The following is a 26,062-nucleotide window of genomic DNA, read 5'->3' as shown; positions in this document are numbered from 1 at the left end:
TTCCTCAGAATATCGTGGGGCGGTGTGATCCTGCCCCTCAAACAGAATACCCAGCTTCGCGGCCTCGCAGGGTAAGGCTACGGCTGGGTATCTATTCTTTGAAAAACTTCATCTTCGCCTAGGCACGGCGGCGCTTCAGAACATCGTCAAGGTTAAGGCTTGCTGCCTCGGCCAGGGTCTGGGTCTGGGCCTTCGGGGCTGCTTCCGTCTCAAGCGGAGCAGGAGCTTCCCTGCGCACGGTCTCTGCCTCAAGGTAGGTAGGAAGGGGCGCCTCGGTGACCTGCCAGCGGGTATCGGGCAGGGCCTCGTCCATGCGGAGGCGGGCGGGCTTTTGCTGGGTAGCGGCCTCGCCGTCAGCGATGGGGGCGGGTACAGCTACCACCGGGGAATGCTGGGTTTTTGCCCGGCGGAGGGCCTTAGCTGCGTGGCTGACCGGCATCTGCTGGCGGGCACGAGCAGGACGCTCGGGGGCAGGCTTCAGCTCGACAGTAGAGACGGTGGCTGCTGGGCGAGCCTGCTGGCTACTGGGTGCGTGAGAGGTGCTTGAGGGGGCAGAAGGACGCCGCTGGGCCTGGTGCTGTTCAACAGCCAGTACGGTGCGGGCCCGCCTACGGTCGCGGTCACGCAAGGCCAGCACCCGCAAGGTAGCCAGGCAGGCCAGGCTAGCTAGCAAGAAGGGGAGGGGAAGGATTGGGGCTGCTCCACCGGTAAGAGACAGAATCCCCGTAACCAGGCTAGCCAGCGCAAGGGCAAGGGCTAGACCGAATACAGCCAGACGGGTGGGCTTCAGCCGAAAAGCCGGGACGGTTTCGGTCGAGGTCTGAGCCGGAGGAGCGGACGGCGCACGGTGAGCCTCAGCCTCGCTGGCGTGGCTCTCAACGATATCGGCGACGAACTTCTCAGCCCCGATGCTGGTCACAGAATCTGACTTACGGCGGCGCACAACGAGCCCCAGGCCAACCAGCACACATACCAGCAAAATAAGGCCTGAACCGCTCAGGAAGTCCATCGCTGCCCCGTTCTTTATCTCTGTGACACAAATATCTAGTTCATTCTACCCCAGCTCCCCCAAACAGAGCAGGGCTATGAGACAAGAACTGGGTACCTTCTATATAGAAGGTACCCAGTTCTTCTGCTTCCAGGCTACTCACTACCGAACGGTTCAGGGCCTCCCTTCGCCCCGCGTCCACCCAGCAGTAGCATCAGGGCTTACAGCTCGGCTGCGAATTCCTTAATCCAGGTACGCAGCTCAGGGCCCAAATCATCGCGCTCAGCAGCGAGAATGACGTTGGCCTTAAGGTAGGAGAGCTTGTCGCCGGTGTCGAAACGGCGGCCCTTGAAGACAACGCCGTAGACGCCTTCACCCTCGCCGGTGCCCTGAGCCAGAGTCTGCAGAGCGTCAGTCAGCTGGATTTCATCGCCGCGGCCCGGTGCGGTATTTTCCAGCACCTCAAAGACCTTGGGGGAAAGAACATAGCGGCCGATAACGGCCAGGTTTGAGGGGGCGTCCTCAACAGCGGGCTTTTCGACCAGGCCGGTGACCTTAACGAAGCCGTCCTCACCCTCAACGGCCTGCACTGCAGCACAGCCGTAAGCAGAAATCTGCTCTTCGGGAACCTCCATCAGGGCCACGACAGAGCCACCGGTCTTCTGCTGGACAGCAACCATGGCAGAGAGCAGATCTTCTTTTTCGTCAATCAGGTCATCACCCAGCAGAACCGCGAAGGGCTCATTGCCAACGTGAACCTTGCCGCGCAGTACAGCGTGACCCAGACCCTTGGGGTCGCCCTGACGGACGTAGTGAATCTCGCCCAGGTCGTTGGAGTCTTCAACGCTCTTGAGCAGGGCATCTTTACCCTGTTCAGCGAGCTGCTGTTCCAGACCGGGTACGCGGTCAAAGTGATCCTCTAGGGCACGCTTGTTGCGGCCGGTAATCATCAGAACGTCGTTTAGGCCAGCGCGAATGGCTTCTTCGACAACGTACTGAATCGCGGGGCGATCCACCACGGGTAGCATCTCCTTAGGAGTGGCCTTGGTGGCGGGAAGAAAGCGAGTGCCGAGACCGGCGGCAGGAATCACAGCCTTAGTCACGGAGAGTGATTTATTTTCAGTCATACCTTTCAGAATACCCAAATTTTAGAGTTTGTCTGCATGCGCTGCCCTAAAGAGGGGTAAATTGTGACTAGATTCAGCTAATACTTTTTCAGGAGGGCACCTGTGAGCTCTAGTAGGTCAGCAAGCACCGCCCAGGCTAAGGCCTTTGCCCGCAGCTACCTGCGCCGACGCCGAGCCCAGAATCCGTCGCAACAGGCAACGGCTCAGGGTTTTGAACGCACCCTAGCTCCCCTCTGGCAAGCCCACCCTGCAGGCAGCACTCTTGCAGCCTTTCTTCCCCTTCCCACTGAACCTCCCCTTCTGCCAGCTCTAACCCGGGCAGTAGCTGAGGGATATCGGGTGCTGGTGCCGGTTGTCCGCCCCCAGCGTCAACTGGCCTGGGTTGAGTGGCACCCGCAGGTAGAACACACAGTCAATGCGCTGGGTATCATGGAGCCGGTGGGCGAGCGCCACGGGGCTGAGGCTTTTATCCAGGCAGACCTTCGCCTGGTACCTGCCCTTGCCTACGATCTTGCAGGGCAGCGGCTGGGGCAGGGCGGTGGCTACTATGACAGTCTTTTTGAGCAGCTTGGCCCTCTGGCGCAAGCCCCCTCTACCGTGGGAGTAGTGTTTGAGCGGGAAATTCTTGATGCGGTTCCGGCTGATAGCTGGGATGCCACACTTCGGTTTGTGGCAACGGAGAAGACCCTGCACCGCCTGGGTAATTGAGGTCGATCCGCCAGAACAGAGTAGAATAACCCCCAGATTTATCGCCTATTTGATGGAGTTATCCGTGCCTGTTTACATTTACCAGTGCAAGAACTGCGACCACGTGTTTGAGCAGCACCAGTCTTTCTCGGACGACGCGCTCAAGGTATGCCCCGAATGCACCCAGGACACTCTGCGCAAGAAGTTCGGCCAGGTCGGAGTGGTCTTTAAGGGCTCTGGTTTCTACGCCAACGATAAGGGCAAATAAGCCCAGAGATGTTCAAGGGGCTGGCTGCCACGGTATGTGGCAGCCAGCCCCTTCTTTTTATTGCCCGTAGTGGGGTGGGCGTTGTTCTTTGAGCCAGGTTGCCCGGGCGTCCTCCCCCTCGGTAGCCGGGGCGGACGCGCCTGGGTCGGTGAGCCCCGCCAGTTTGGGTTCGGTGCCGGTGAAGGCTGACCCGCCGGTTGCCCGGCGGTGGCCGCGCCGTTTTTTGGGTACGGGGCTGTAGCCAGCGTCGGGGCTTTCGGATCTTGGCCCTGCTGGCTCAGCCCCCGGTAGCTTACTCATTGCGTCCCAGCCCCAGGTAGCTTCCGATTCGGCCGACCAGGGTTTCGGGGTCTGAGAAGACCTCGATAGTCCAGCAGGTCATGTGGTTCCAGCCGGTACGGGCCAGGAGCTCAGGAATCAGGCGGGAGCGTTCGCGCACGCTCATGGCAGCGTAGGCGTCTGAACCGTCAGAGACAACAGCCAGGGGCACCCTCACCGGGGTGGTACGGTCCACGTCCTGCACCATGGTGCGGGCCCGGGGGCTAGCCACTGCTCCGGCCAGTAGGGATTCTTCCTCGCTCGTTGCGATCAACGAGATCAGGGGAACGACCGATTCGTGCAGGGTTACCTTGTGCTGGCCCAGGCGGCGCACCAGGTCGTTGAGCAGCCAGTCGCCCATGTCGATGGCTTCTAGGTGGTCGTTAGTGAGGAACTCGTTGACCGGCAGTTTGTCGGTGATGGGCTTGGTCAGTTCCTGAGCGGCACGGGCTTCCTGCTCACGGCGGTAGGCCAACAGCAGGCGGTAGATATCAAAGGCCCCGTATTCTAGGCGTTGGGGGTCTAGGTCTTCGGGGGTCACGCAGGTGACCAGGCGGGTGAGGTGGCGGGCGCGGGTGGTGGCAAGCACGAAGCTCTCGCGGCCGCTACGCTCGGAAAGGTGCCCGAAGTGGTGGGCCGCCCCCTGGGCTGTTTTGCCGGCGCCAAGGGCGAAGATAATGACGTCCCGTTCCATGTCGACGGCGCGGGAGACATCAACAACGCGGAAGGATTCGTCCCCCGCTGCAAAGTAGGGGGCGAATTGGGGGTAGCGCACCAGTAGCTGGCGAACGGCCTCGGCGATACGCTGGGCGTGACGGGCTGTGGTGGTAACTACAGCCAGGGTCTGCTGGGGGCTGCGGTAGGCATGCTCGATGACCATCTCGGCTACCCGCTGCACCTCCAGGCTGGGTGAGTCGAGGGCGGCGTTGTCGGAGACCCGCCCGGTGACGTCCACATATTCCACGGTGAGAGCCGGGGTGCCGTCGGTAATTTCTTCACCCCAGGGGTAGCTGGTGAGAGCCCCATCGTAGAAGTGTTCGTTGAGGTAGGCAAAGAGGGCGGGGTCTACGGCTCGGTTAACGGTGGCCAGGGAACGTGCGGGCAGGACCTTGGCTAGGGCTTCGAAGGTGCTGACCAGTTTTTGGTTCTTGATGACCGGCGCGTTCTGGGCTACCGCAGAGACCATGAAGGGTGAGGGGAAGCCGCTGTGGGGATCGCCCAGGGCGATGACCTGCTCTGCTCTGATGAGGGCAGGTAGATTAGCTGCCAGCGGGGTGGATTCGGCATCGAGCAGGATCGCTGCATCAAAGCGCATGCCGGTGGGAACCTTGCCTGAGAGGGCGAAGGGGCTGGTGATCCATAGGGGTAGCAGGGTGGTGGCCATGGTGGGGGCATGGGTCAGCACCTGCTGGAGGTTAAACTCGTGGCTCTTGAGCTGGCTGCGCAGGAAGGCCGCTTCGTGGTCGTACTCCTGGATGCGGGCGCGCCAGGTATCAGCTACGCGGGCATGCAGGCGGGCAGGGGCGGACGCCAGGTGCGAGTAGTCTGCCCGGCGGAAGCGGATTTCGAGGTCGCGCAGGGTGTCTGCGCTGAGAATCTCAAGTTCTTGAGAGGCCAGCATCATTTCAAGGGCAGTCTGCCACCAGGCAAGTTCTAGTTCAGCAGCTACAGCGTCGCTTTCGAGCTGGCGTTCGTAGAAGTCATCGAGGAGCTCTCCCAGGCCCTGGTCGCTCAGTTCCTGGGTGAGGCGGACGCGCTCGGGTAGGGTGTGCAGGAGCCATTCGTCGTCGATGAGGGCGGCGAGCCTCTCTTCGAGCTGGTTGAGGGGGGTAGCTGAGAAGCGGGTGCCGGCCGGGGAATCTTCCAGCACGATAGCTAGCCCCGTGAATTCTTCGAGCAGGGCGGTGTGGCGGGCCCGCAGGTGGGCGAGGTTCTCGGGGATGGTGGGGACGCGTTCATCCTTAGCCAGGCCAATCCATTCTTCACGCTGGCCCTGAACGATGAAGAGATTCTCGTGCAGGTCTGAGATGTTGACGCCGGGCACGATGTATTCTTTGGCGGCACGGCGCAGACGGGAGCGCTGGATGCTCGACATGTCGATGCCGTGCTCTCGTCGCCAGGTTCCGCTCGCGGTGGCGGCGATCAGGTCGGTGACAGGGCGGTCGAAGATATCGGGCCTGAAGCGGGTGAGAGTATCAGCGATACGTTCGAGCAGGTCAAGCTGGGTTCCCCAGCCGTCCATGCTGGTGGCGGGCTTCAGGCCGGTTTCGTCGGCCATGAGGGCCATGCCCGCTGATACTTCGCTCAGGGAAGTACGCAGGCTCTTGACCAGGGCGTGGGCGGCTTCGGTGTCTTCTGAGCTGGTGAGCTTCGCCTGATGCCAGGCTGAGGCCCGGGTTGAGGGGCGGAATCCGCCAAGATCAGCTAGACGCTGGAGCTTGTGGACGGTCTCTGTACGGCGGGTCAGCTCGTCCATGGTGGTGCGGGCTAGACGTACCTGGGTAGAGGGTGCCGGATCCTGGGCGGTAAGCGCTGCCAGGGTTTGTAGGGCATCGTAGACAGAGCAGCCCCAGCGGGATTCGGTGAACCGCAGCGATTCGGTGTGCCCGCGCAGTTTGGTACGGGTTTCGACCAGTTCCCGGTGGATATCGGTGACGTTGGGGGCGGGAGCTTTCTCATCGCGCACAATCGCTGAGATGAACTCCTGCCGGTAGGCCTCTGAGTCCCGTTCGGTCAGCAGATCAAAGGTGAGGTCGGTGAGGTGGGTGCGTTCCAGCAGGCGGTTGAAATCGTTGAGGGTGGAGCGCTTCTCCCCCACCACGAGCACAGATTTCCCCTGGTGAATCAGGGCCGCAGCGATATTGGCAGCAGTGCCGAGCTGGTCGGTACCTGGAGCGGTAGTCACAGCCAGGGAGTTCCCCAGGTGGGCCAGGTCGACGATATCCTGCCCGCTGGCGTCCGCGTCCACCACCAGCATGTCGGTGTCAGGGTCGCGGCTATCAAGGGGTTCACGGGTGTTGTGGACGGGAGCAACGAAGGGCTGCTCCAGCGGGTTGAGCTTGAGCTGGGCAATATCGCGGACGAGCGGGGTGTGGGCGGTTGCCGGAAGCTCCCCGGTGCTTTCCTTAAGGTCTGCGAAGGTCGAGATGAAGTAGGTTGAGCGAATCGTCATGCCGGGGACAGCCCCGGTGGTGGCGCGCATGCGCTCAATGACCGGTTCAGGGTCTAGCTTGCGCATGGAGTTAGCGAGCTGGGCGACGTCCATGGTGCCCAGGTCGATGCCGTACTCTTTTTTGATCTGCCGCACCATGGCGGGGTTGAGCTGGGCCGGGCCGGTCAGCTGGATCTCAAAGTCATCGCTGGTGGGGTGGGGGGTGATAGCAAGAGGAGCCATCAGGATAGGGGCGATAAATCGCTTCTCCCCTACCATACCGTCCTCGCGGACATCTCTTGAAAGCCAAGAGGCGGTGCCCGCAACGAAGTAGCCTGCATCTAGTCCGTGCCCGGTTGCCAGCTCAAAAATTTTGGTGCGTAAAGCTCGGGCCGCTACCATGCCGGCCTCAAGCTTGGCCTTATCACGCAAGATGGTAGAGAGGCGGGTCTTTCTGCCCATAAGCATCTGGGCAACACCCGAGGAGTTAGCGTCGGTGAGGTCGATGTGCACGTAGTCGACCTGGTTGAAGTCCAGCATGGCATCGGGGCCGGTGTAGGTTTCCATCTGCTCGGCCCAGGCTTCAAGGCCTGCCTGCACCTGAGCTGTTACCTGTTCATCAGCAGTAGAGTCCGGGGTTTCCAGCGGGGTTTGTGCATGTCCCTGGGACCAGGGTGCTGCGGCACCGGTAGGACGCTCGTTAGCGGTTTCAGGGTTTACCTGCTCGTTCACTGAATCTACTCTAGCTTTCTGCACGTGTTAACTTCCCTACCATCATAGAGCTTTCAGGCCCATACCACAGATTCACGGGCCCTATAAGAAGGCCCCGTTCCGAAGGAACAGGGCGGTGAGGTTGCTTTTAGCCGGTGGCCAGGTTGACGTAGGCCAAGAGGGTGAGTAAAGACAGCAAACCGAGCAGGGCTATACCAGCAAGGATAACCCAACGGAGGCGGGGGGCGAAGGGCTCACGTGGGGCGTCCCAGAGAGAGCGGGTGTAGAAGTAGCTCAGCAGGAAGCCAGGAACGTTGCCGGTGAGCAGCTGCTGGGCTACTGCAAACATGCCAAAGGTGCGCTCGGTGTTTTCGTTTTCGGTTTCTGCTGCCCGCAGCAGGCCCACCATAATCAGCGACATACAGCTCACGATAAAAGCAAGGGCGATAGCCGGTTCGTTAAGCATTTCGCGGAATTCGACGTTTTCTCCCCGCGACACCGCGAACTGGTAGAAGAAGAAAATGAAGGGGCTGATTAACCAGTACCAGAAGAGGAAGGTGCGGAGGCGCTGGGTGTCGCGCAGGGCATAGAGCAGGGCATTCATGAATTCTTTTCTTGGGTATCGACGTACTGGATATATTGGCGCACCGTGTAGTCCAGCAGGACGGTCAGGGCGACAAAGGAGTGGTAGGGCTCCTTGGCGCTGAGGGTAACGGTGGGAGTGGACTCGTAGTGCAGTGAAAAATCTGCGGCAGCAGAGATGGTGTTGACGCCCAGTGCTGTAATGGCAATCATGGGAATCTTGCGGGCCGCAAGGGCCCGTACGGTGGGTAGGGCGCTTTCGGTTTCACCCGAGAGCGAGGCAATGATGACGAGGTCATCGGGCTTCATCACCCCAATGCTCCCGCGGAATTCGCTGGAGGCCGGAATAACGTGGGTGAATTTGCCACAGGCCAGCATAGACTTTGAAAATTCTTGAATAGCGGTACGCTGGGCAAAACCGGTTCCGTAGCAGTAGATGGTGCGGGCCGAATCAATTTTCTTGAGGATGGGCTCGAAGTCGACATTGGTGAGACCCTCGTAGGTTTTGAGGATATCGGTGCGACCGCTCTCTAGAAAATCTGCGTTAGGCGATGCTGCATCTAGAAGTGAATTTTTCACGAAAAACTTCAGTTCGGCAAAGCCAGAGAAGCCTAGCTTCTTTGTCAGGCGGATAATGCTGGACGTAGAGGTGAAGGTCTTGTGAGCCAGGGCGCTGATAGTTGAGTCGGCAACGAACTGCTCGTTGTTGAGCATGAAGGCGAGTATCTCGCGTTCGGTGTCGCTGAGGCGGTTCTGGTGCGCGTTGACGAGTTCCTGTAAGTCCACAAAGGGCTCCTGAAGTTTTGCGGTTCACTGCAATTCTATACAGTATAGGCGCTAAAACATCAGGAGCCCTGTGTTAGGTCATTGGTAGTAGGTGACTACTTACCAGCGTTGACCATTTCTTCGAACTTGTCGCGGACCTGGGGGACATCCATGCCGACGATGACCTGCAGGGCCTTGCCCTTGTTGACCAGGCCGAGTGCGCCAGATGACTTGAAGTCAGCTTCGGTAGCGACCAGTGAGGGGTCATCTACTGAGACACGCAGGCGGGTGGCGCAGTTGTTCACATCGGTGATGTTGGCGGGGCCGCCGAGCAGAGCCAGGAAGTCGGTTGCGCGCTGGGTGTAGGGGTCTGATGCTACTGCGGTTGCAGTACCAGCAGCTGCACCTGCGGCAGCGGCACCTTCAGCACCGAGGGTGCCGTTCTTCTTAGCTTCCTTGTAGTCAGCCTTGGTGTAGAGCTTGGTTTCGCCGCCATCAATTTCACGACCGGGGGTCTTGAAATCGAACTTGAGGATGAGAAAACGGAAGACAAGGAAGTAGATGAGGCTAAAGCAGAGACCGATAGCAATCTGGGTGAGAACCATACCCGAGTGGTTGTGCCACATGGGAATCCAGTTCTGGAACAGGAAGGTATCGAGAAGACCGCCACCCATGTTGCCCACTACACCAAAACCGTACATGGTTGCTGCCATAGTTGCTGCAAGAACTGCGTGAACTGCGAACAGCGGGGGTGCCAGGAAGAGGAAGGTGAATTCGAGGGGCTCGGTAATGCCAATCAGCATCGCGGTTAGAGTCACAGGAATCAGCAGTGCCAGGGTTTCCTTGCGCTTTTCTTTAGCAGCGGTGAAGTAGAAAGCAGCTGCAATACCAACGGAACCGAAGACCTTTGAGTTACCGTGCAGAGCGAAACCGCCGCCGGGGAAGAGTTCCTTCATGGGGGTGGTGCTCTGAGAGAATTCGCTCAGGTTTTCAGCCCAGTAGGAAACGATGCCGTTCGGTACAACGGCAGGGCCGAAGACGAAGGGGGTGTAAATGAAGTGGTGCAGGCCGGTGGGGATGAGGATGCGCTCTAGGAAGGTGTAGAGCCATACACCGAAGACACCGGATGAGATGAAGAAGCCCTGCATGGAACCGATAGCGGTCTGAACGGTGGGCCAAACAACGACGAAGAAGAGGGCGATAGGCATCATCAGGAAGAAGCCCAGGATATAGATGAACTGGGTGCCCTGGAAAATACCGAGGAAGTCGGGCAACTTGGTGTTGAAGTAGCGGTTGTGCAGCCACACAACAATTGCCGAGATGATGATTGCACCAAAGATACCAGTGTCAAGGGTCTTGATACCGGCAATAACCTTCAGACCGGTTGCTTCGGTGGCAGTTGCCAAATCGACGTTGTAGTCGATACCGAAGTTTGCGCCCCAGATGTTGAGGATTGCAGCAACGAAGTAATTGAAGGTCATGTAAACCATGCCAGCTTCCAGCACGGCACGTGCCTGAGCCTGCTTAGCCAGTGCAATGGGAAGACCCAGCACAAAGAGCAGTTCCATCTGGCGGAAGACGGTCCAGGAACCTTCTTCCCAGAGGGTCCAGAAGTTGTACCAGCCGGTACCTTCTGCGGCGATGTTACCCAGAAGCTGCTCGTTCTTGCAGATAATGGCGATACCCACTGCAAGACCGGCGAATGCAAAGAGGAGGACGGGAGCCAGCATGGCCGAGCCGAACCTCTGAATCTTCTCCATCATCGGATAAGAACCTTTCGTGTATAGGTGGGGCTCGACGTTTGCGTGATACGTTGGTGTGTGCGGAGCGCCACCCGTGTGATTACTAGGCTTATCTAACCATTCTTTGGGAGCCTGCAAGCATGATTTGGGGTACTTTGGCATTAATGCCGTGAACTGGCACGTTTTTCGGGAGCGGGTAAAAGTGCCGGGGCTCAGGGGCCGGGTTTGTTAGGGGCAGACAGGACTGGCGCACCTAGGATGGGTACCCGTAGGTTTCCCTTCTTCACCCGCGAAAGTGACGCTTGTACTCGATGAAACTATTAACTCTGAACACCCACAGCTGGCTTGAGGTGCACCAGATTCCCAAGATTTTTGAGTTGGCTCAGTTTATTGTGCGGGAGCAGGTTGATGTAGTTGCTCTGCAGGAGGTCAATCAGTTTGTGGAATCTCCCGTGGTGGATGCCCCGTTGGGCTTTATCGGCGGTGCTGACCGCCCCGTCCGCCAGGATAACTATGCTCTGCTGCTCAACCAGTTTTTGGAGCAGCTAGGGTCCCCCTACCACTGGGCCTGGTCAGTTTCCCACTTAGGCTTTGACCGCTACGACGAGGGTGTAGCCCTTTTGACCCGGCAGCCCTTTGAGCGCTGCGAGTTGGTAGATCTCTCCCCAGCGTATACAGATCAGGACGTCGCCCGGCGGGTTGCCGTGGCGGTACAGCTGGGTGAGGAGTTCGGGGGTGCCTGGGTTGCGAGCGCCCATATGAGTTGGTGGAAGCTCGGTGGGGTAGCCCTCTTTGCTGATGAGTTCACCCAGTTAGAGGGGCAGATGAAACAGCTCGCTAACGGTGCCCCCGTGATTCTGGCCGGTGACTTCAACAATGCGGCCCAGGTGCAAGGTGAAGGCTACAACCTGATGCTAGAGCGCGGCTGGATCGACACCTACACGGTAGCTGAGCAGGTGACCGGTGAGTTTACCGTTCACAAGGCCATCCATGGCTGGGATAATCTCACCCAAGCCCTGCGTATCGACCTTGTGCTGACCGACCAGCCCACACACGTCCGCACCCACGAGGTTGTCTTCCCCGACACCGATGAAACCGCAATTTCAGACCATTCCGGTCTGCTACTGACCCTCGATATCTAGCCAAACCGCAAAGGAGCACATCATGGCACGCGAAATCCAGTGGTGGCAAGAACCCGTTGTCTACCAGATTTACCCCCGGTCCTTTAAGGACTCCAACGGGGACGGTGTGGGAGACATCCCCGGTATTACACAGAAGCTGCCCTACCTGGCGGATCTGGGTGTTGAGGTTATCTGGCTGTCCCCCGTCTATAAGTCCCCCAATGACGATAACGGCTATGACATCTCTGACTACCGGGACATCATGGACGAGTTCGGTACTATGGCTGACTTCGATACCCTGCTGGAAGAGTCCAAGAAACTGGGTATCAAGATTGTGATGGACCTGGTGGTTAACCACACCTCAGATGAGCACGAGTGGTTCCGTCAGGCCAAGTCCTCCCGCGACAACAAGTACCGCGACTACTACATCTGGAAGGACCCGGCAGGCTACGAGGAGGATGGTACCCCCATCCCGCCCAACAACTGGATTGCGGCTTTCTCCCCCTCCGTCTGGGAATGGGAGCCTACCACCGAGCAGTTCTACCTGCACCTTTTCTCCACCAAGCAGCCCGACCTCAACTGGGAAAACCCTGTGGTACGCAACGAGGTCTATGACCTTATGCGTTTCTGGCTCGATAAGGGCGTCGATGGCTTCCGCATGGACGTCATTAACCTGATTTCCAAGGACCAGGCCTACGCCGATGACCCCGCCGTAGCCGCCGGTGCCAAGACCGACTCCCTGGGCATGGCCGCCAATGGCCCCCGCATCCACGAGTTCCTTCAGGAGATGCACCGCGAGGTGCTGGCCCACTACCCCGTCATTACCGTAGGCGAAACCCCGCACGTCACCACCGCAGACGGCCTGCTCTACACCGGCTTCGATCGAGGCGAGCTCCAGACCCTCTTCCAGTTTGAGCATATGGGCGTGGACGCCAACCCCGACTCCAAGCTGGGCAAGTGGAACGACACCCGCTTCCAGCTCGTAGACCTCAAGCGCATCCTCTCTAAGTGGCAGGATGACCTCTCCGGCAAGGCCTGGAACGCCCTCTACTGGAACAACCACGACCAGCCCCGCACCGTCTCCCGCTTCGGCAATGACTCCCCCGAATACCGGGTAGTATCCGCCAAGATGCTGGGCACCGTCCTGCACTTCATGCAGGGCACCCCCTACATCTACCAGGGCGAAGAGCTGGGCATGACCAACGTCTACTTTGACGATGTGAACCTCTACAACGACCTCGAAATCCACGACTCCTACCGCAAGCTCGTGGGCTCCGGCATGGTTAGCCACGAGGATATGCTCCGCTACATCTCCGCCTCCGGCCGAGACAACGCCCGCACCCCTATGCAGTGGGACGCCAGCGAGCACGCAGGTTTCACCACCGGCACCCCCTGGCTCTCCATCAACCCCCGCTACACCGAAATCAACGCCGAGCAGGCAGTAGCAGACCCCAACTCCGTCTACCACCACTACCGCCAGCTCCTGGCCCTGCGCAAGGCCCACCCCATCATCATCAACGGCACCTACCAGCTCCTGGACGCCGACGATAACGAGGTCTACGCCTACCTGCGCAAGGGAACCGGCGAATCAGAGGGCAAGACCCTGCTGGTGGTGGCCAACTTCACCGACCAGCCGGTAAACCGCACCTACGAGGGTTTCACCTTCGCTGACGGGACCCTCCTGACCAGTAACTACCCGGACGCCCCCGCAGAAGGCACCCTGCGCCCCTACGAGGCCGTCGTCCTGAGCTTCAACTAGCCCCCTCCCAGCAGAAAGGCACCTACCCGTGGCAAATAACTCCGGCCCCCAGTGGTGGAAGGAAGCCGTTGTCTACCAAATCTGGCCCCGCTCCTTCAAGGACTCCAACGGTGACGGCATCGGCGACATCGCCGGCATCACCGAAAAGATTCCCTACCTGGCACAACTCGGTATCAACGTCATCTGGCTCTCCCCCGTCTTCTCCTCCCCCAATGACGACATGGGCTACGACATCTCCGACTACCACAACATCATGGACGAGTTCGGTAGCATGGACGACTTCGACACCATGCTGGCCACCGCCCACGACCACGGCATCAAGATCCTCATGGACCTGGTCGTCAACCACTCATCCGATGAGCACGCCTGGTTCCAGGAATCCCGTTCCTCCCGCGACAACAAGTACCGCGACTACTACTACTGGCGCGATTCCTCCGGTGTAGACGAGAACGGCAAGCCCCTACCCCCCAACAACTGGTACTCCGAATTCGGCGGCCCCGCCTGGGAGTACGACGAAACCACCGACCAGTGGTACCTGCATATCTTCTCCAAGAAGCAGCCCGATTTGAACTGGGAGAACCCGCAGGTCCGCCGCGACATCTACGACATGGTCAACTGGTGGCTGGACAAGGGCATTGATGGTTTCCGCCTGGACGCCATCAACATCATCTCCAAGCCTGCTGGCCTCCCCGATGACCCCAACATCGACCCCGAGAAGCACGGCTCCTCCATCCCCTTCGTGATCCGCAACGCCACCAAGCTGCACGAGTGGATGCACGAACTCAACGCCCAGACCTTCTCCAAGTACGATGTCATGACCGTCGGTGAGATGTCCCAGACCCCGCCCTCCGAGGCCCTACGCTTTGCCGGCTTTGAGAGCGATGAGCTCAACATGATCTTCCACTTCGAGCACATGGGCCTGGACTCGGACCCCGCCACCGGCATGGGCAAGTGGTCCCACAAGCCCTACGACCTGGTGGAGCTGAAGAAGATTCTGAACGAGTGGCAGACCGAACTGGCCGGTAAGGCCTGGGGCTCCCTCTACTGGAACAACCATGACCAGCCGCGCCTGGTCTCCCGCTTTGGCAATGATTCACCCCAGTACCGGGAGCTCTCCGGCAAGATGCTGGCTACCGTTATTCACTTTATGCAAGGCACCCCCTACATCTACCAGGGTGAAGAAATCGGCATGACCAACGTGGTCTTTGATTCCATCAGCGACTACCGTGACCTGGACTCCATTAACCTCTACGAGGATATGGTGACCGAGCGCGGCAACCTGACCCACGATGAGTGTATGCACCTGATTCGGGTTAAGGGCCGCGATAACGCGCGCACCCCCGTCCAGTGGGATGCGACCGCTAACGGCGGTTTCTCCCCCGAGGGTGTGACCCCCTGGATTGGGGTGAACCCCAACTACACCCAGATTAATGCGGCAGATGCCCTGGCCCGTGAAGATTCTCTCTTCCACTACTACCGTAAGCTCAACACCCTGCGTCGGGGCGAGCTCAAGGACCTCATGGTCTACGCGGACTTTGTGCCCCTGGATGTTGAGGACGGCCAGGTCTACGCCTACGAGCGTCACGGGGACGGCGAGAAGCTGCTGGTCGTCGCTAACTTTACCGACGGTGTCCTAACCCGCACCTATCAGGTGCTGGAGGGTTCAGATGCCCAGGTGGTGCTGGCCAACTATGCGGACGCCGCCGAGCAGGCTACCGGGGCTGAGCTGACTCTGCGCCCCTACGAGACCCGAATCTACCGTATCGCCGCCTAATCCCGTTTCCCGCCCAAGGGAATCGCTCGCGAAGCTATGGAATTCTACGCTGAGGTTTTCGGCGGTGAGCTCGGCTTCAACCTGCGCGCATCAGACGGCCCTATGGTTCACCCCGACACCGCTGACAAGGACGGCATCACCAAGACCACCCCCCCTCACCCTCCCCTACTAGGGGGAGAGGACGGGGGCTGTTCAGTTAACCAAGCCCGTAAGCGGCAGCCGCACTAAGTCAACTAAACCGCTCGCAGGCTCGCGGAATAAACCAAATTTTATTTAGACAAGGGCACGAGAGAAGCAGTACTCGCTCCGCTCGTGCCCCTCTCCGAGGCCCGCTACGCTATGGCCTCGGAATAAACCGATTTTTTATTTCGCCCTTTGACGAAAAATCGGTTTATTCCCACTCAATTGTTCCCGGAGGCTTTGACGTCACGTCCAGAACCACTCGGTTCACCTCAGCAACCTCATTGGTAATCCGGTTAGAAATCTTAGCCAGCAGGTCATAAGGCAGACGTGACCAGTCAGCAGTCATCGCGTCCTCAGACGACACCGGGCGCAGCACAATCGGGTGACCGTAGGTACGGCCATCACCCTGCACGCCAACGGAGCGGACGTCCGCCAGCAGCACCACGGGGCACTGCCAGATTTCCTCGTCCATACCGGCGGCAGTCAGTTCCTCGCGCACAATCAGGTCAGCAGCACGCAGGATATCCAGGTTGTGCTTATTGACCTCACCAATCACGCGAATACCCAGGCCAGGGCCGGGGAAAGGCTGACGGGCAACAATCTTCTCAGGAACACCCAGCTCACGGCCAATGGCGCGAACCTCGTCCTTGAAGAGGGTACGCAGGGGCTCAACCAGCTCAAACTGCAGGTCATCAGGCAGGCCACCCACATTGTGATGGGACTTGATGTTCGCAGCGCCCTCGCCACCGCCAGATTCAACAACATCGGGATAAAGGGTACCCTGCACCAGGAACTTGATGTCGCTACCTTCAGCACCGGCCTCTTCAATCAGCTTGCGCTGGGCAGCTTCGAAAGAGCGGATGAACTCGCGGCCAATAGCCTTACGTTTAGCTTCGGGCTCGGTAATACCGGCCAGGGCGCCCAGGAAACGCTCTGACTCGTCGATGGTCACAACCTTGATGCCCATGGTTGAGGCGTAGTCCTGCTCAACCTGTTCACGTTCGCCCTCGCGCAGCAGACCGTGGTCGATAAAGAAGCAGGTGAGCTGATCGCCCACAGCCTTGTGGACCAGAGCTGCAGCAACTGATGAGTCAACGCCACCGGACAGGGCGCAGATGACCTGGTCATCGCCAACCTGCTCGCGAATCTTAGCAACCTGCTCTTCGATGATGTTGCCGGTAGACCAAGTCTTCTTCAGACCCGCTACGTTGAAGAGGAAGTTCTCCAGGGCAACCTGGCCGTAGTCGGAGTGCTTAACCTCGGGGTGCCACTGCACGCCACCGAACTTGCGCTTCTCGTCAACGAAGGCTGCAACGGCTGCGCCGGGGGTCTGAGCCAGCACCTCGAAGCCTGCGGGGGCTTCAGAGACAGAATCACCGTGACTCATCCAGACGTTCTGGGTCTTGGGGGTACCGGTCAAGAAGGAAGAGTTCTCTGCACAGACCACGGCGTCGGTTGCGCCGTATTCGCGCAGACCGGTCTTAGCGACGGTACCGCCCAGGGTCTGGGCCATGACCTGGAAGCCGTAGCAGATACCGAAGACGGGTACGCCAGCTTCAAACATGGCGATGTCGCCCTTAGGGGCGCCGTCCTCGTAGACGGATGAGGGGCCACCGGACAGAATAATTGCAGCCGGGTTCTTGGCGAGCATCTTCTCGGTGGGCATGGTGTGAGGAACCAGCTCCGAGTAGACACCGGCCTCACGCACGCGGCGCGCGATGAGCTGCGCGTACTGGGCGCCGTAGTCAACGACCAGTACGGGGCGCTCTTCGAGCTCCTCGATGGGGTTGTGGGTAGTCACAGGTATATACCTTTTCGGTTGGGGTTGAAGGGTAATCCTTGGGTTCTATTCTAGTGCAGGGAAGCGCTAGGCCTAGTAACGTTTGGTGGCCTGTGGGTTGGCTTCGAGCAGGGCCAGGGTTTCTGCGTAGATGCGGCGCTCCACGATGAAGGACAGGAAGGGCACCACACCACCCAGGGCCATGACAATCATCTGGGGTAAGGCCCAGCGCATGAGCAGCCAGAGGCGGAAGCAGGAGAAGAGGTAGACGACGTAGAACCAACCGTGAACAATCAGAATCCAGGTGGAGATGTTGACACCGCCGTGCAGGTTCCCGGTCTCAAGATTGAGCCAGCCCAGAGCCACGGTTTCACCAGTTTGGGCATCAACGCCACCGGCAACCAGGTCGTAGCCGAAGATGTAGCGGCTAATCATTTCGGCAACCAGCAGCAACAGGAAGGTACCTGAAATCCAGGCGCACCACTTGTAGAAGGTCAGGGCCCCGCGAATCTGGGATTCAGTTCCGCCGAACTTCTTGCGCACGGTAAAGCCGCCGGCGGCATTCGTTTCGGTAGTTCCCGCAGCGAGGGCAACTTTCTTACCGTCGGTGCGGTGGACGGGGCGCGGGGTGGGGTTCTCGCTCACAGCTGGTTTCTCCCTTAGCTGGTATGGGTGGTCTGTTGGTGGTGGGCGGACGCCTGCGGCCGCCTTGCCCTTTAGCGGGAGGGCGGGGCGGGGGCGTCCGGAATATCATCAAAGTAGTAGTAGGCCTGATCTGCCGGGTCCCAGTAGTAGGGGCGGCCGGTGGCCTCATCGACCCAGTATTCGCCCTCGTACTCGAAGTAGAGGGTGGGGTCGGTGGTCTTTTCGACCGAGTCCTTGAGCAGGCGGTACCAGAGGTAGAGGGCAAAGCCAGCAAAGACCAGCCACTCGAGGGCGTAGAAGATGTTGAGCCAGTCGACGGTTTCGTCGGTGACCTGCTCAGCGCCGATAGGCTGAAGGGCGCCGCTGCTATCGAGCAGGGTGGCGGTCTCAGCGATGGTGCCCTGATCGGTGAGCGGGGTGGCCCCACTGCTTTCGGAGTCGAGGGTCAAGATGCCGTTGAAGAGGGCGGCGTTCCAGACGTTGGTCAGGTAGGAGGAGTTGGCGGCGGCAAGCACCCGCTCCTTCCCGCGGTTCTCTTCGCTGATGTCCTTGCTGGTGAGCGGGGCGTCGTTACCCACAACCCGACCGGCGATAGTCACGGTGCCGGTGGGCTCGGCGGGAATCTCCGCAGTGGGGGTCCAGGCACGGGCCACCACAATACCGCGGGGCCCCTCCCCCAAGTTGGTACTGACCTGCTGGCTGTCATCGGGTACAAAGAGGCTGACCAGCCAGTAGCCTTCAGCCCCGTCTTTGAGCTTGTTTTCTACCAGGTAGGTGGAGCCCTGCACATAGCTGCCGGTAGCTTCCACAACTGTATCGGCCTCGGTCATGCTCAGCGGGTCATGGGGCTGGAGCACCTGGCTATAGGGGCGCACTACGTCCTTAGCCGGGTCTGCCGTGACCTGCCCCAGCGTGGAAGCGTTAATTTGCCATTTGCTGAGCATGACAAAACCGCTAGCCAGCGCCAGCACCAGGAGCAGGCCAAGGAGCCAGCGGGGGGTCAGGGCGGTTTTTAGCACATTTGCTCTTTTCAGCGTGAGGTGGGCGGACGAAAGCAGGTCAGCCCCGCGCCCCTAGCAAGCTAGGTGCACGGGGCCGGGGCGTCACCTACTTGACATAGGGGGTGACGTTGACGTCGATGCGCTGGAAGGATTTGAGGTCGGTGTAGCCGCAGGTTGCCAGTGCTCGCTTAAGGGCGCCCACCAGGTTAGCGCTACCGTCAGTGTGGGCTGAGGGACCGTAGAGCACCTCTTCCAGGGAGCCTACGGTGCCCTGGTAGGTGCGAATACCGCGGGGGAAGTCAGCTGAGTGGGCCTCGTTGCCCCAGTACCAGCCGGCGCCGGGGGCCTCGGCTGCGCGGGCCAGGGGCGCACCGATCATGACGGCGTCCGCGCCCATCGCCAGCGCCTTGACCATGTCGCCGGAGCGGCCCAGGGAGCCGTCCGCAATCACGTGCACGTAGCGGCCACCGGACTCGTCCAGGTAGTCAGAACGCGCAGCAGCAACGTCGGAAATCGCGGTGGCCATGGCAGCCTGGATACCCAGGCCGCGGCGGGTGGTCAGGGCAGCACCGCCGCCGAAACCTACCAGCACACCGGCAGCACCGGTACGCATCAGGTGCATAGCAGGGGTGTAGCCGGTCACGCCACCGACCATCACGGGGACATCGAGTTCGTAGATGAATTTCTTGAGATCAAGGGGCTCGCGGCGGGATGAAACGTGCTGGGCAGAGACCGCAGCACCACGAATGACGAAGAGGTCAACGCCGGCCTTGACCACGGTCTGGTAGAACTCCTGGGTGTTCTGGGGGGTCAGGGAGCCGGCGACAATGACGCCCGAGTCACGAATCTCTGCCAGGCGGGCGGTAATCAGCTCAGCCTTGATGGGCTCAGCGTAGATTTCCTGCATGCGGTGGGTGGCAGCGGGGGCATCGTCAGCGGGCAGGGCGTTGATTTCGTCGAGCAGGGGCTGGGGGTCCTCGTAGCGGGTCCACAGGCCCTCAAGGTTGAGGACGCCGAGCCCACCGAGCTTGCCCAGGGCAATGGCGGTAGCCGGTGACATGACGGAGTCCATGGGGGCACCGATGATGGGGGTGTCGAACTTGAACGCGTCAATCTGCCAGCTGAGGTTCACATCATGGGCATCGCGGGTACGGCGGGTGGGTACCAGGGCGATTTCATCGAGTGAGTAGGTGCGGCGGGCGCGCTTGGACATACCAATCTGGATGTCGGTCATGGATCTTCCTTTCACCGGTGGTAGGCCGGTTGGTGCAAACGAGCGTGGTAACGTTCGGAAGCCCCGGCCCCTCACCGCAGGGATGAGAGAACCGGGGCCGGCCGCTACAGTTTAGCGACGGTAGTTGGGGGCCTCGACGGTCATGGTGATGTCGTGAGGGTGTGATTCCTTCAGACCTGCTGAGGTAATGCGCACGAACTGGCCCTTGTTCTTGAGTTCTTCAATGGTGTGGGCACCGACGTAGAACATGGTCTGACGCAGGCCACCTTCCAGCTGGTGCAGTACGGAGGACAGGGGGCCGCGGTAGGGTACCTGGCCCTCGATGCCCTCAGGAATCAGCTTCTCTTCGGAGGATACATCGGCCTGGAAGTAGCGGTCCTTAGAGAAGGACTTCTTGCCGCCGCGGGACTGCATAGCGCCCAGGGAGCCCATGCCGCGGTAGGCCTTGAACTGCTTACCGTTAACGAAGATGAGGTCGCCGGGTGATTCAGCGGTGCCTGCCAGCAGGGAGCCCAGCATCACTGAGTCTGCACCCGCTACCAGGGCCTTGCCGATTTCACCGGAGTGCTGCATACCGCCGTCCGCAATCAGGGGCACGCCCGCGGGAATAGCAGCCTTAGCTGACTCATTGATAGCGGTAATCTGGGGCACGCCAACACCGGCAATAATGCGGGTGGTGCAGATGGAACCGGGGCCAACGCCAACCTTGACCGCGTCGGCACCGGCGTCGATGATAGCCTGGGCGCCAGCGCGGGTAGCAGCCTGGCCACCCACAACATCGACGTGGGCTGCGGCTGAATCCTTCTTCAGGCGGGCAATCATATCGAGCACGCCCTGGGAGTGGCCGTTAGCGGTATCAACGAAGAGGGCGTCAACGCCTGCCTCGACCAGGGTCATGGCGCGCTCGTAGCCGTCGCCGAAGAAGCCGATAGCCGCACCAACGCGCAGGCGGCCGTCCTCGTCCTTGGTGGCGCGGGGGTACTGCTCGCTCTTGGTGAAGTCCTTGACGGTAATCAGACCGGTCAGCTTGCCGTCCTTATCGATCAGGGGCAGCTTCTCAATCTTATTTTCTGCCAGCAGGGCGAAAGCTTCGTCCTTGCTCATGCCCTCGTGACCGGTGATCAACGGCATCTTGGTCATGATGTCGCGCACGCGGGTGGTCTCGAAGGTGGATTCGGGCAGGTAGCGGGTATCGCGGTTGGTGATGATACCGACCAGCACGTTGTTCTCGTCGACAACGGGTAGACCGGAAACCTTGTAGTGGCCGCACAGGGCATCGAGCTCGGCGATGGTGGCATCGGGTCCAACGGTCACGGGGTTGGTAATCATGCCCGATTCGCTGCGCTTAACGCGGTCGACGTGGTCGGCCTGGTCAGCGATGGAAAGGTTACGGTGAATCACGCCCATACCGCCCAGGCGAGCCATGGCAATAGCCAGGGCTGACTCGGTCACGGTGTCCATCGCTGCCGAGATAATCGGTGAGGCGATAGAGATGCGCTTGGTCAGGCGGGTGGTGGTGTCTGCATCTGACGGGATGACATCGGTGTTGCCGGGTAGAAGCAGCACGTCATCGTAGGTGAGGCCGGTGAAGCCGAAGGGGTCTTCGCTCAGTGCAGTGGGAGTAGTCATGAAGGGTTCGCTACCTTTCGAGGGTGTTCAGGTGGGCGCTTAGCGACACTGTTTTTAATCTTAGTCGGGTTAGCCCCGATGTGCGAGTGTAGGGCCCAGGCAGCTAACTGCCGCTTGCTCACATCACGGGGTTTCATCCCTGTTCGTACTGAGTGAAAACCCTCCCCTGCCGTTTCTATTCCACAGCCTCGTAGGGGGCGCTCCCGGCAGGTACTAGTTGGGTACGTGCCTGCGAGCTAGCGTCGGCTTTGCCCAGGGCTTCGAGCACGCGCGGGTCGAAGTAGGGGCCCAGGGTTTCGATGTAGGTTGCGGTGATGTGGTCGTAGTCGAAGTAGGTGTAGATATTACCGATGGACGCCGGGCAGGAGTTCTCGGGGCAAATCAAGTCAGAGAGGTTAAGGGCGGCAAACCCCGGGTAGGTTTCTTCGAGGGAGCTGAGGGGGTTGGCAGTGACGTCCTGACCGGAGCTCATGATGCAGTCGTCCGCCGTACCGAAGGCGTCCATGCAGTCCTTGTGCATGGTTTCCATGCGCGGAGTGTCGCGCAGACCCAGCGCCTGGATGCCGGCACCGGTAAGTTCCGCGATACGGCTTTCAGCATCGAGCAGCGGGGTGTCGGGTAGGTTGGGCTCTGACTTGGTGCCGTGCAGCAGGACGGTATCAGGGGTAAGTTCCTGGATGAAGGCGGCGCTGTCTGTTGCCCAGGCATCGCACTCAAACCCGCTAGCGTAGGCGGTGTTGTCGGTTTCACCGAGGAAGCAGCCGGGACGGGTCAGGGCGATGACCGTCCAGCCCTGGAATTCGGCGAGCGGACGCATGGCCGTCATCCACATCTGCATATGGGAGTTGCCCCAAGCTACGATAGTTCGGCTGGGTTGCGGTGAGTAGGCGACGTAAGTGCAGTCCCCGGCAAGAGAATCGGGGACGGCCAGCTCGGGGGTCACGTCGGTGCAGGCAGCTCCGAGGTCAGCCCAGTCCGCATCGAGCACGGCACGGATGGGGATGACGGGGGCGTCTTCTTCCCCTGTGTATTCATAGTCGGGTTGCAGGACGGCGGCCCCCACGTTATTGAGGGTGCGGTTAGCTTCAGCCTGCTCGGCCTGCCGGTAGATGGAGGACTGCCAGGCGTAGGAGGGAGCAAGGGCAAGGCCCATGCATAGTGCGCCGGTCACTAGCCCCGCTGTCATGGACCGGTTAGGTAGGGCCCAGTCCCGCAGGGGCTTTTCGACCAGCTGGGTCAGAGCCCAAGCGATAACACCCGAGAGAAGAAGCAGGCCAAGCCCTGCCCAGAACCCTGCCTTTTCCTGGCGGGTCTGTGCTAGGTAGAACACGAGGATGGGCCAGTGCACCAGGTACAGGGCGTAGGAGAAACCTCCCAGGGCCAGCAGAGGTTTGGCGGTGAGCAGCTTTTCCGGCCCAAACCGGGTGCCGGTATCTCCGGCAACAATGACGAGCGAGGCCGCCAGGGTGGGCCACAGTGCCACATAACCGGGGAAGGTGCCGTTGACGTCCAGAATGAAACCACAGCTGATAATAGCTGCAATGCCTACCCAGCCCATGACAGCTCGTACCAGTGGCGGTACTTTCATAACAGGCAACCAGAGAGCCACCAAGGAACCCAGCGCGAATTCCCACAGGCGGGCTTCCGTTTCAAAATAGGCCGCCTGCTGGTTAGCAGCAGTGACCCCAATCGAATGGGACAGGGACACCGCAAAGAGGGCAGCAAAAGCACCGGTCAAAGCCCAACGGGCAGAACCCCTCATACGCTGCCCCAGCACCAGGGTGAGGGCAACCATCAGTACCGGCCACAGTACATACATCTGTCCCTGGACCGATAGCGACCAGAAATGACGGAAGGGGGAGGCCAGGGAAGTGTCGGCTGCGTAGTAGTCCACCGAGTTCTCGATCGACCAGTTGTTGTGCTGGTACAGAATCACGGCCTTGGCCTCATCGGCAATCGACAGCCAACGCTCTGCCGGAATAAAGAAGTAGGTGCCCAGCAGGGTCAGAACAACGGTGATAGAAGCCAGGGGCAGTAGGCGTTTAAAGACATGAACCCAATAGGCCACCAGAGTCTTTACGCCGAACCAGGTGCCGGGCCCTACCAGCTTGCCCTGCTCAATCTTGCGAGCAAAAGAGCCGGTCAACAAAAACGCCGAAATCAGCAGAAAGACATCGACTCCGCCCGATACACGACCAAACCAGAAATGGTAGGCGGCAACCAGTAGGAGGGCGAGCGCACGCAGCCCCTGAATCTCGGGGCGCCAGGCGCGTTCTGCTGAACGAGTGACGGTTGCGATGGTGCCGGTGGCTGGTTTGGTCTCGCTTGCTGGGCGGGGCACTGCGGTCTACCTCCTTTGCTGACGGTTATCTGGTGCCAGAAGATCGGTTACTGAAGGGGTAACGGGCAGGAAGACACCAAGTTAAAAATGTTACTCCCGGTGACTGGAAATTTGCTTTAAAAAGCAAATCCCGCCCTTACGGTGTTAGTCACTGCAAGAGCGGGATGTGCTGTGCCCGGAAAAGGGCTTAGAGGGCAGGAGCCTTGGGGCGGGGCTTTACTTGGCCTCGTCCTCGTCCTTCTCCTCGGGCTTTTCGACAACCAGGGTCTCGGTGGTCAGCACCAGGGCAGCAATGGAGGCTGCGTTTTCCAGGGCTGAGCGGGTGACCTTGACGGGGTCGATGACGCCGCGGGCGATGAGGTCCTCGTATTCACCGGTTGCGGCGTTGAAGCCGTGACCGATGGGCATATCTGCCACACGGGAGGTGACCACGTAGCCGTCCTCACCGGCGTTCTCCGCGATCCAGCGCAGGGGCTGGACCAGGGCGCGGCGGACAATGTCTACGCCCACCTGGGCATCGCGGGACTCGAGCTCAACACCGTCCAGGGCTGCTAGAGCGTGAACCAGGGCGGTACCGCCACCTGCAACGATGCCCTCTTCGAGTGCTGCTCGGGTGGATGAGACGGCATCCTCGATGCGGTGCTTGCGTTCCTTGGCCTCAACCTCGGTAGCAGCACCCACCTTGATGACGCCCACGCCGCCAGCCAGCTTGGCCAGGCGTTCCTTGAGCTTTTCGCGGTCCCATTCGGAATCCACGCGCTCAATTTCGGCACGGAGCTGGTCAACGCGCTCGGCAACGGCCTCAGAGGTGCCGCCACCGTCGACGATGGTGGTGTTGTTCTTGGTGACGGTCACGCGGCGGGCTGAACCGAGCTGGTCCAGGGTGACGGCATCCAGGGAGATGCCCAGTTCACCGGTAATGACGGTGCCGCCGGTCAGGATAGCCAGGTCCTGGAAGATTGCCTTACGGCGGTCACCAAAACCGGGTGCCTTCAGCGCAACGACATCGAGGTTGCCGCGCAGCTTGTTGACGACCAGGGTGGAGAGGGCTTCGCCGTCCACATCCTCAGCGATGATGGTCAGGGGCTTCTTAGCCTGAACAATCTTCTCAAGCACGGGCATAATCTCAGCCACGGTTGAAATCTTGCCCTGGTAGAGCAGAATTGCGGTGTTCTCAAGAACAGCCTCAGCACGCTCAGGGTCGGTGACGAAGGAGGGCGAGAGGTAGCCCTTATCGAACTGCATACCCTCGGTCACTTCGAGCTCAACCTCGGTGGTAGAGCCATCTTCGATGGTGATAACGCCGTCCTGGCCTACCTTGCTGAAGGCCTCAGAGAGCAACTCACCGATCTGGGGTGACTGAGCTGAGATAGCTGCCACGTGGGCAACTTCTTCGCCCTTGACCTCGCGGGCGTTAGCCAGCAGGCGCTCTGACACCAGCTTGGTTGCGGTCTCAATGCCGCGCTTGACCTCACCGGGGGCAGCGCCAGAGGTGACGTTACGCAGGCCCTCAGAAACCAGGGCCTGAGCCAGGACGGTTGCGGTGGTGGTGCCGTCGCCAGCAACATCGTTAGTCTTGGTAGCTACTTCCTTAGCGAGCTGGGCACCCAGGTTTTCGTAGGGGTTTTCCAGTTCAATCTCGCGGGCAATAGATACACCGTCGTTGGTAATGATGGGTGCGCCCCACTGCTTATCAAGCACCACGTTACGGCCGCGGGGGCCCAGGGTCACCTTGACAGCGTTAGCAAGCTTATCGACGCCTGCCTGCAGGTGCTTACGCGCATCATCATTGAATTCAAGCTGTTTTGCCATGAATCCTTACTTCTTTCTCGTGTTTCGTGTTGTATTCGGTAGAAACAGCGAAAACTTAGGAAACGACAGCCAGTACGTCGCGGGCTGACAGAATCAGGTACTCAGCGCCACCGTACTTAACCTCGGTGCCACCGTACTTGGAGAAGATAACAACATCGCCTTCAGCTACGTCAACGGGGATACGGTTGCCCTTGTCGTCGATACGGCCGGGGCCAACAGCGATAACCTTAGCCTCCTGGGGCTTTTCCTTAGCGGTGTCAGGAATGACCAGGCCAGATGCGGTGGTCTGCTCTGCTTCAACGATCTGAACAACAATGCGGTCTTCGAGGGGCTTGATAGCCATGGTGAGGTGCTCCTTCAAGTGAGGTCTCAGCGTAAAACTTCTGGGGTGACCTTGATGCGCCAAGCGTGCTCAAGCCGGTATCGTCGCGGTGCTACCGACTG

Annotated in this window: 21 protein-coding genes; 6 read left to right on the top strand and 15 right to left on the bottom strand. The window is 60.0% G+C overall.

Features of this window, described 5'->3' with window-relative positions; all coding sequences use genetic code 11:
- Positions 1-118: 118 nt before the first annotated feature.
- A complete protein-coding gene (locus VSX42_RS03460; RefSeq protein ID WP_326502965.1) occupies positions 119-1,009 on the bottom strand; it encodes a hypothetical protein in 891 nt (296 codons plus the stop codon).
- Between the two features lie 200 nt (positions 1,010-1,209).
- Positions 1,210-2,115 carry a UTP--glucose-1-phosphate uridylyltransferase GalU gene (gene galU, locus VSX42_RS03455; RefSeq protein WP_326502964.1) on the bottom strand — a complete coding sequence of 302 codons (906 nt, stop codon included), beginning with the start codon at positions 2,113-2,115 and terminating at the stop codon, positions 1,210-1,212.
- Positions 2,116-2,217: 102 nt separating this feature from the next.
- Between galU and VSX42_RS03450 the strand changes: the two genes are divergently transcribed.
- Together VSX42_RS03450 and VSX42_RS03445 are read left to right on the top strand one after the other, a co-directional pair.
- The gene (locus tag VSX42_RS03450) at positions 2,218-2,823 is read left to right on the top strand and encodes a 5-formyltetrahydrofolate cyclo-ligase (protein WP_326502963.1); all 606 of its coding nucleotides are present in this window, start codon (positions 2,218-2,220) and stop codon (positions 2,821-2,823) included.
- Between the two features lie 64 nt (positions 2,824-2,887).
- Entirely contained in the window at positions 2,888-3,070 is a 183-nt protein-coding gene (locus VSX42_RS03445) for an FmdB family zinc ribbon protein (RefSeq protein ID WP_326502962.1), read from the top strand.
- A 57-nt stretch (positions 3,071-3,127) separates the two neighbouring features.
- Here VSX42_RS03445 and VSX42_RS03440 read toward each other — a convergent pair whose 3' ends face one another.
- From VSX42_RS03440 to VSX42_RS03420, 5 genes are all read right to left on the bottom strand, one after another.
- Positions 3,128-3,370 carry a hypothetical protein gene (locus tag VSX42_RS03440; RefSeq protein ID WP_326502961.1) on the bottom strand — a complete coding sequence of 81 codons (243 nt, stop codon included), beginning with the start codon at positions 3,368-3,370 and terminating at the stop codon, positions 3,128-3,130.
- Positions 3,363-7,271 carry a DNA helicase gene (locus tag VSX42_RS03435; protein ID WP_326502960.1) on the bottom strand — a complete coding sequence of 1,303 codons (3,909 nt, stop codon included), beginning with the start codon at positions 7,269-7,271 and terminating at the stop codon, positions 3,363-3,365. Before VSX42_RS03435 ends, VSX42_RS03440 begins: the two co-directional genes overlap by 8 nt.
- Before the next feature lie 127 nt (positions 7,272-7,398).
- Positions 7,399-7,854 (bottom strand): cell shape determination protein CcmA, encoded by a 456-nt coding sequence (locus VSX42_RS03430; protein ID WP_326502959.1) that lies wholly within the window; start codon positions 7,852-7,854, stop codon positions 7,399-7,401.
- Positions 7,851-8,618 carry a MurR/RpiR family transcriptional regulator gene (locus tag VSX42_RS03425; RefSeq protein ID WP_326502958.1) on the bottom strand — a complete coding sequence of 256 codons (768 nt, stop codon included), beginning with the start codon at positions 8,616-8,618 and terminating at the stop codon, positions 7,851-7,853. Before VSX42_RS03425 ends, VSX42_RS03430 begins: the two co-directional genes overlap by 4 nt.
- A gap of 95 nt (positions 8,619-8,713) precedes the next feature.
- Positions 8,714-10,360, bottom strand: coding sequence for an alpha-glucoside-specific PTS transporter subunit IIBC (locus VSX42_RS03420; RefSeq protein ID WP_326502957.1), 1,647 nt, complete (start codon positions 10,358-10,360; stop codon positions 8,714-8,716).
- Between the two features lie 290 nt (positions 10,361-10,650).
- On the opposite strand from VSX42_RS03420, the gene VSX42_RS03415 reads away from it, so the two are divergent.
- Genes VSX42_RS03415 through VSX42_RS03400 form a run of 4 tightly spaced genes read left to right on the top strand, consistent with a single transcriptional unit; the run spans position 10,651 to position 15,221 of the window.
- Positions 10,651-11,481: an endonuclease/exonuclease/phosphatase family protein gene (locus VSX42_RS03415; protein ID WP_326502956.1), complete on the top strand. Its 831-nt coding sequence runs from the start codon at positions 10,651-10,653 to the stop codon at positions 11,479-11,481.
- A 22-nt stretch (positions 11,482-11,503) separates the two neighbouring features.
- Positions 11,504-13,219: an alpha-glucosidase gene (locus VSX42_RS03410; protein WP_326502955.1), complete on the top strand. Its 1,716-nt coding sequence runs from the start codon at positions 11,504-11,506 to the stop codon at positions 13,217-13,219.
- A gap of 28 nt (positions 13,220-13,247) precedes the next feature.
- A complete protein-coding gene (locus tag VSX42_RS03405) occupies positions 13,248-14,993 on the top strand; it encodes an alpha-glucosidase (RefSeq protein WP_326502954.1) in 1,746 nt (581 codons plus the stop codon).
- 36 nt (positions 14,994-15,029) lie between these two features.
- Positions 15,030-15,221: a hypothetical protein gene (locus VSX42_RS03400; RefSeq protein ID WP_326502953.1), complete on the top strand. Its 192-nt coding sequence runs from the start codon at positions 15,030-15,032 to the stop codon at positions 15,219-15,221.
- A gap of 163 nt (positions 15,222-15,384) precedes the next feature.
- On the opposite strand, the gene guaA is transcribed toward VSX42_RS03400, so the two are convergent.
- From guaA to groES, 8 genes are all read right to left on the bottom strand, one after another.
- A complete protein-coding gene (gene guaA, locus VSX42_RS03395; RefSeq protein ID WP_326502952.1) occupies positions 15,385-16,977 on the bottom strand; it encodes a glutamine-hydrolyzing GMP synthase in 1,593 nt (530 codons plus the stop codon).
- A gap of 72 nt (positions 16,978-17,049) precedes the next feature.
- Positions 17,050-17,601, bottom strand: a complete 552-nt coding sequence (locus VSX42_RS03390; RefSeq protein ID WP_326502951.1) for a DUF3817 domain-containing protein — start codon at positions 17,599-17,601, stop codon at positions 17,050-17,052.
- Positions 17,602-17,672: 71 nt separating this feature from the next.
- Positions 17,673-18,620, bottom strand: a complete 948-nt coding sequence (locus VSX42_RS03385) for an SURF1 family cytochrome oxidase biogenesis protein (protein WP_326502950.1) — start codon at positions 18,618-18,620, stop codon at positions 17,673-17,675.
- A gap of 88 nt (positions 18,621-18,708) precedes the next feature.
- Positions 18,709-19,836 carry a GuaB3 family IMP dehydrogenase-related protein gene (locus VSX42_RS03380; protein ID WP_326502949.1) on the bottom strand — a complete coding sequence of 376 codons (1,128 nt, stop codon included), beginning with the start codon at positions 19,834-19,836 and terminating at the stop codon, positions 18,709-18,711.
- A gap of 111 nt (positions 19,837-19,947) precedes the next feature.
- The gene (gene guaB, locus VSX42_RS03375) at positions 19,948-21,465 is read right to left on the bottom strand and encodes an IMP dehydrogenase (protein ID WP_326502948.1); all 1,518 of its coding nucleotides are present in this window, start codon (positions 21,463-21,465) and stop codon (positions 19,948-19,950) included.
- A gap of 175 nt (positions 21,466-21,640) precedes the next feature.
- The gene (locus tag VSX42_RS03370) at positions 21,641-23,806 is read right to left on the bottom strand and encodes an acyltransferase family protein (RefSeq protein ID WP_326502947.1); all 2,166 of its coding nucleotides are present in this window, start codon (positions 23,804-23,806) and stop codon (positions 21,641-21,643) included.
- 216 nt (positions 23,807-24,022) lie between these two features.
- The gene (gene groL, locus VSX42_RS03365) at positions 24,023-25,618 is read right to left on the bottom strand and encodes a chaperonin GroEL (RefSeq protein ID WP_326502946.1); all 1,596 of its coding nucleotides are present in this window, start codon (positions 25,616-25,618) and stop codon (positions 24,023-24,025) included.
- A 55-nt stretch (positions 25,619-25,673) separates the two neighbouring features.
- Positions 25,674-25,961, bottom strand: coding sequence for a co-chaperone GroES (groES, locus tag VSX42_RS03360; RefSeq protein ID WP_135013045.1), 288 nt, complete (start codon positions 25,959-25,961; stop codon positions 25,674-25,676).
- Positions 25,962-26,062: the final 101 nt, after the last annotated feature.

Origin of the sequence: Rothia nasimurium (genome assembly GCF_035916755.1) — a bacterium.
Classification (GTDB): Bacteria; Actinomycetota; Actinomycetes; order Actinomycetales; family Micrococcaceae; genus Rothia.
Note: the sequence above shows the minus strand (reverse complement) of the source record. Positions and strands in the feature narration are given on the sequence as shown.

Bases quoted from the DNA above. Each gene is read 5' to 3' on its own strand.
- VSX42_RS03460 (WP_326502965.1), bottom strand. From the start codon at position 1,009: ATGGACTTCCTGAGCGGTTCAGGCCTTATTTTGCTGGTATGTGTGCTG.
- VSX42_RS03400 (WP_326502953.1), top strand. From the start codon at position 15,030: ATGGAATTCTACGCTGAGGTTTTCGGCGGTGAGCTCGGCTTCAACCTG.
- VSX42_RS03440 (WP_326502961.1), bottom strand. From the start codon at position 3,370: ATGAGTAAGCTACCGGGGGCTGAGCCAGCAGGGCCAAGATCCGAAAGC.
- groES (WP_135013045.1), bottom strand. From the start codon at position 25,961: ATGGCTATCAAGCCCCTCGAAGACCGCATTGTTGTTCAGATCGTTGAA.
- VSX42_RS03415 (WP_326502956.1), top strand. From the start codon at position 10,651: ATGAAACTATTAACTCTGAACACCCACAGCTGGCTTGAGGTGCACCAG.
- VSX42_RS03380 (WP_326502949.1), bottom strand. From the start codon at position 19,836: ATGACCGACATCCAGATTGGTATGTCCAAGCGCGCCCGCCGCACCTAC.
- VSX42_RS03420 (WP_326502957.1), bottom strand. From the start codon at position 10,360: ATGATGGAGAAGATTCAGAGGTTCGGCTCGGCCATGCTGGCTCCCGTC.
- VSX42_RS03430 (WP_326502959.1), bottom strand. From the start codon at position 7,854: ATGAATGCCCTGCTCTATGCCCTGCGCGACACCCAGCGCCTCCGCACC.
- groL (WP_326502946.1), bottom strand. From the start codon at position 25,618: ATGGCAAAACAGCTTGAATTCAATGATGATGCGCGTAAGCACCTGCAG.
- galU (WP_326502964.1), bottom strand. From the start codon at position 2,115: ATGACTGAAAATAAATCACTCTCCGTGACTAAGGCTGTGATTCCTGCC.
- guaB (WP_326502948.1), bottom strand. From the start codon at position 21,465: ATGACTACTCCCACTGCACTGAGCGAAGACCCCTTCGGCTTCACCGGC.
- VSX42_RS03410 (WP_326502955.1), top strand. From the start codon at position 11,504: ATGGCACGCGAAATCCAGTGGTGGCAAGAACCCGTTGTCTACCAGATT.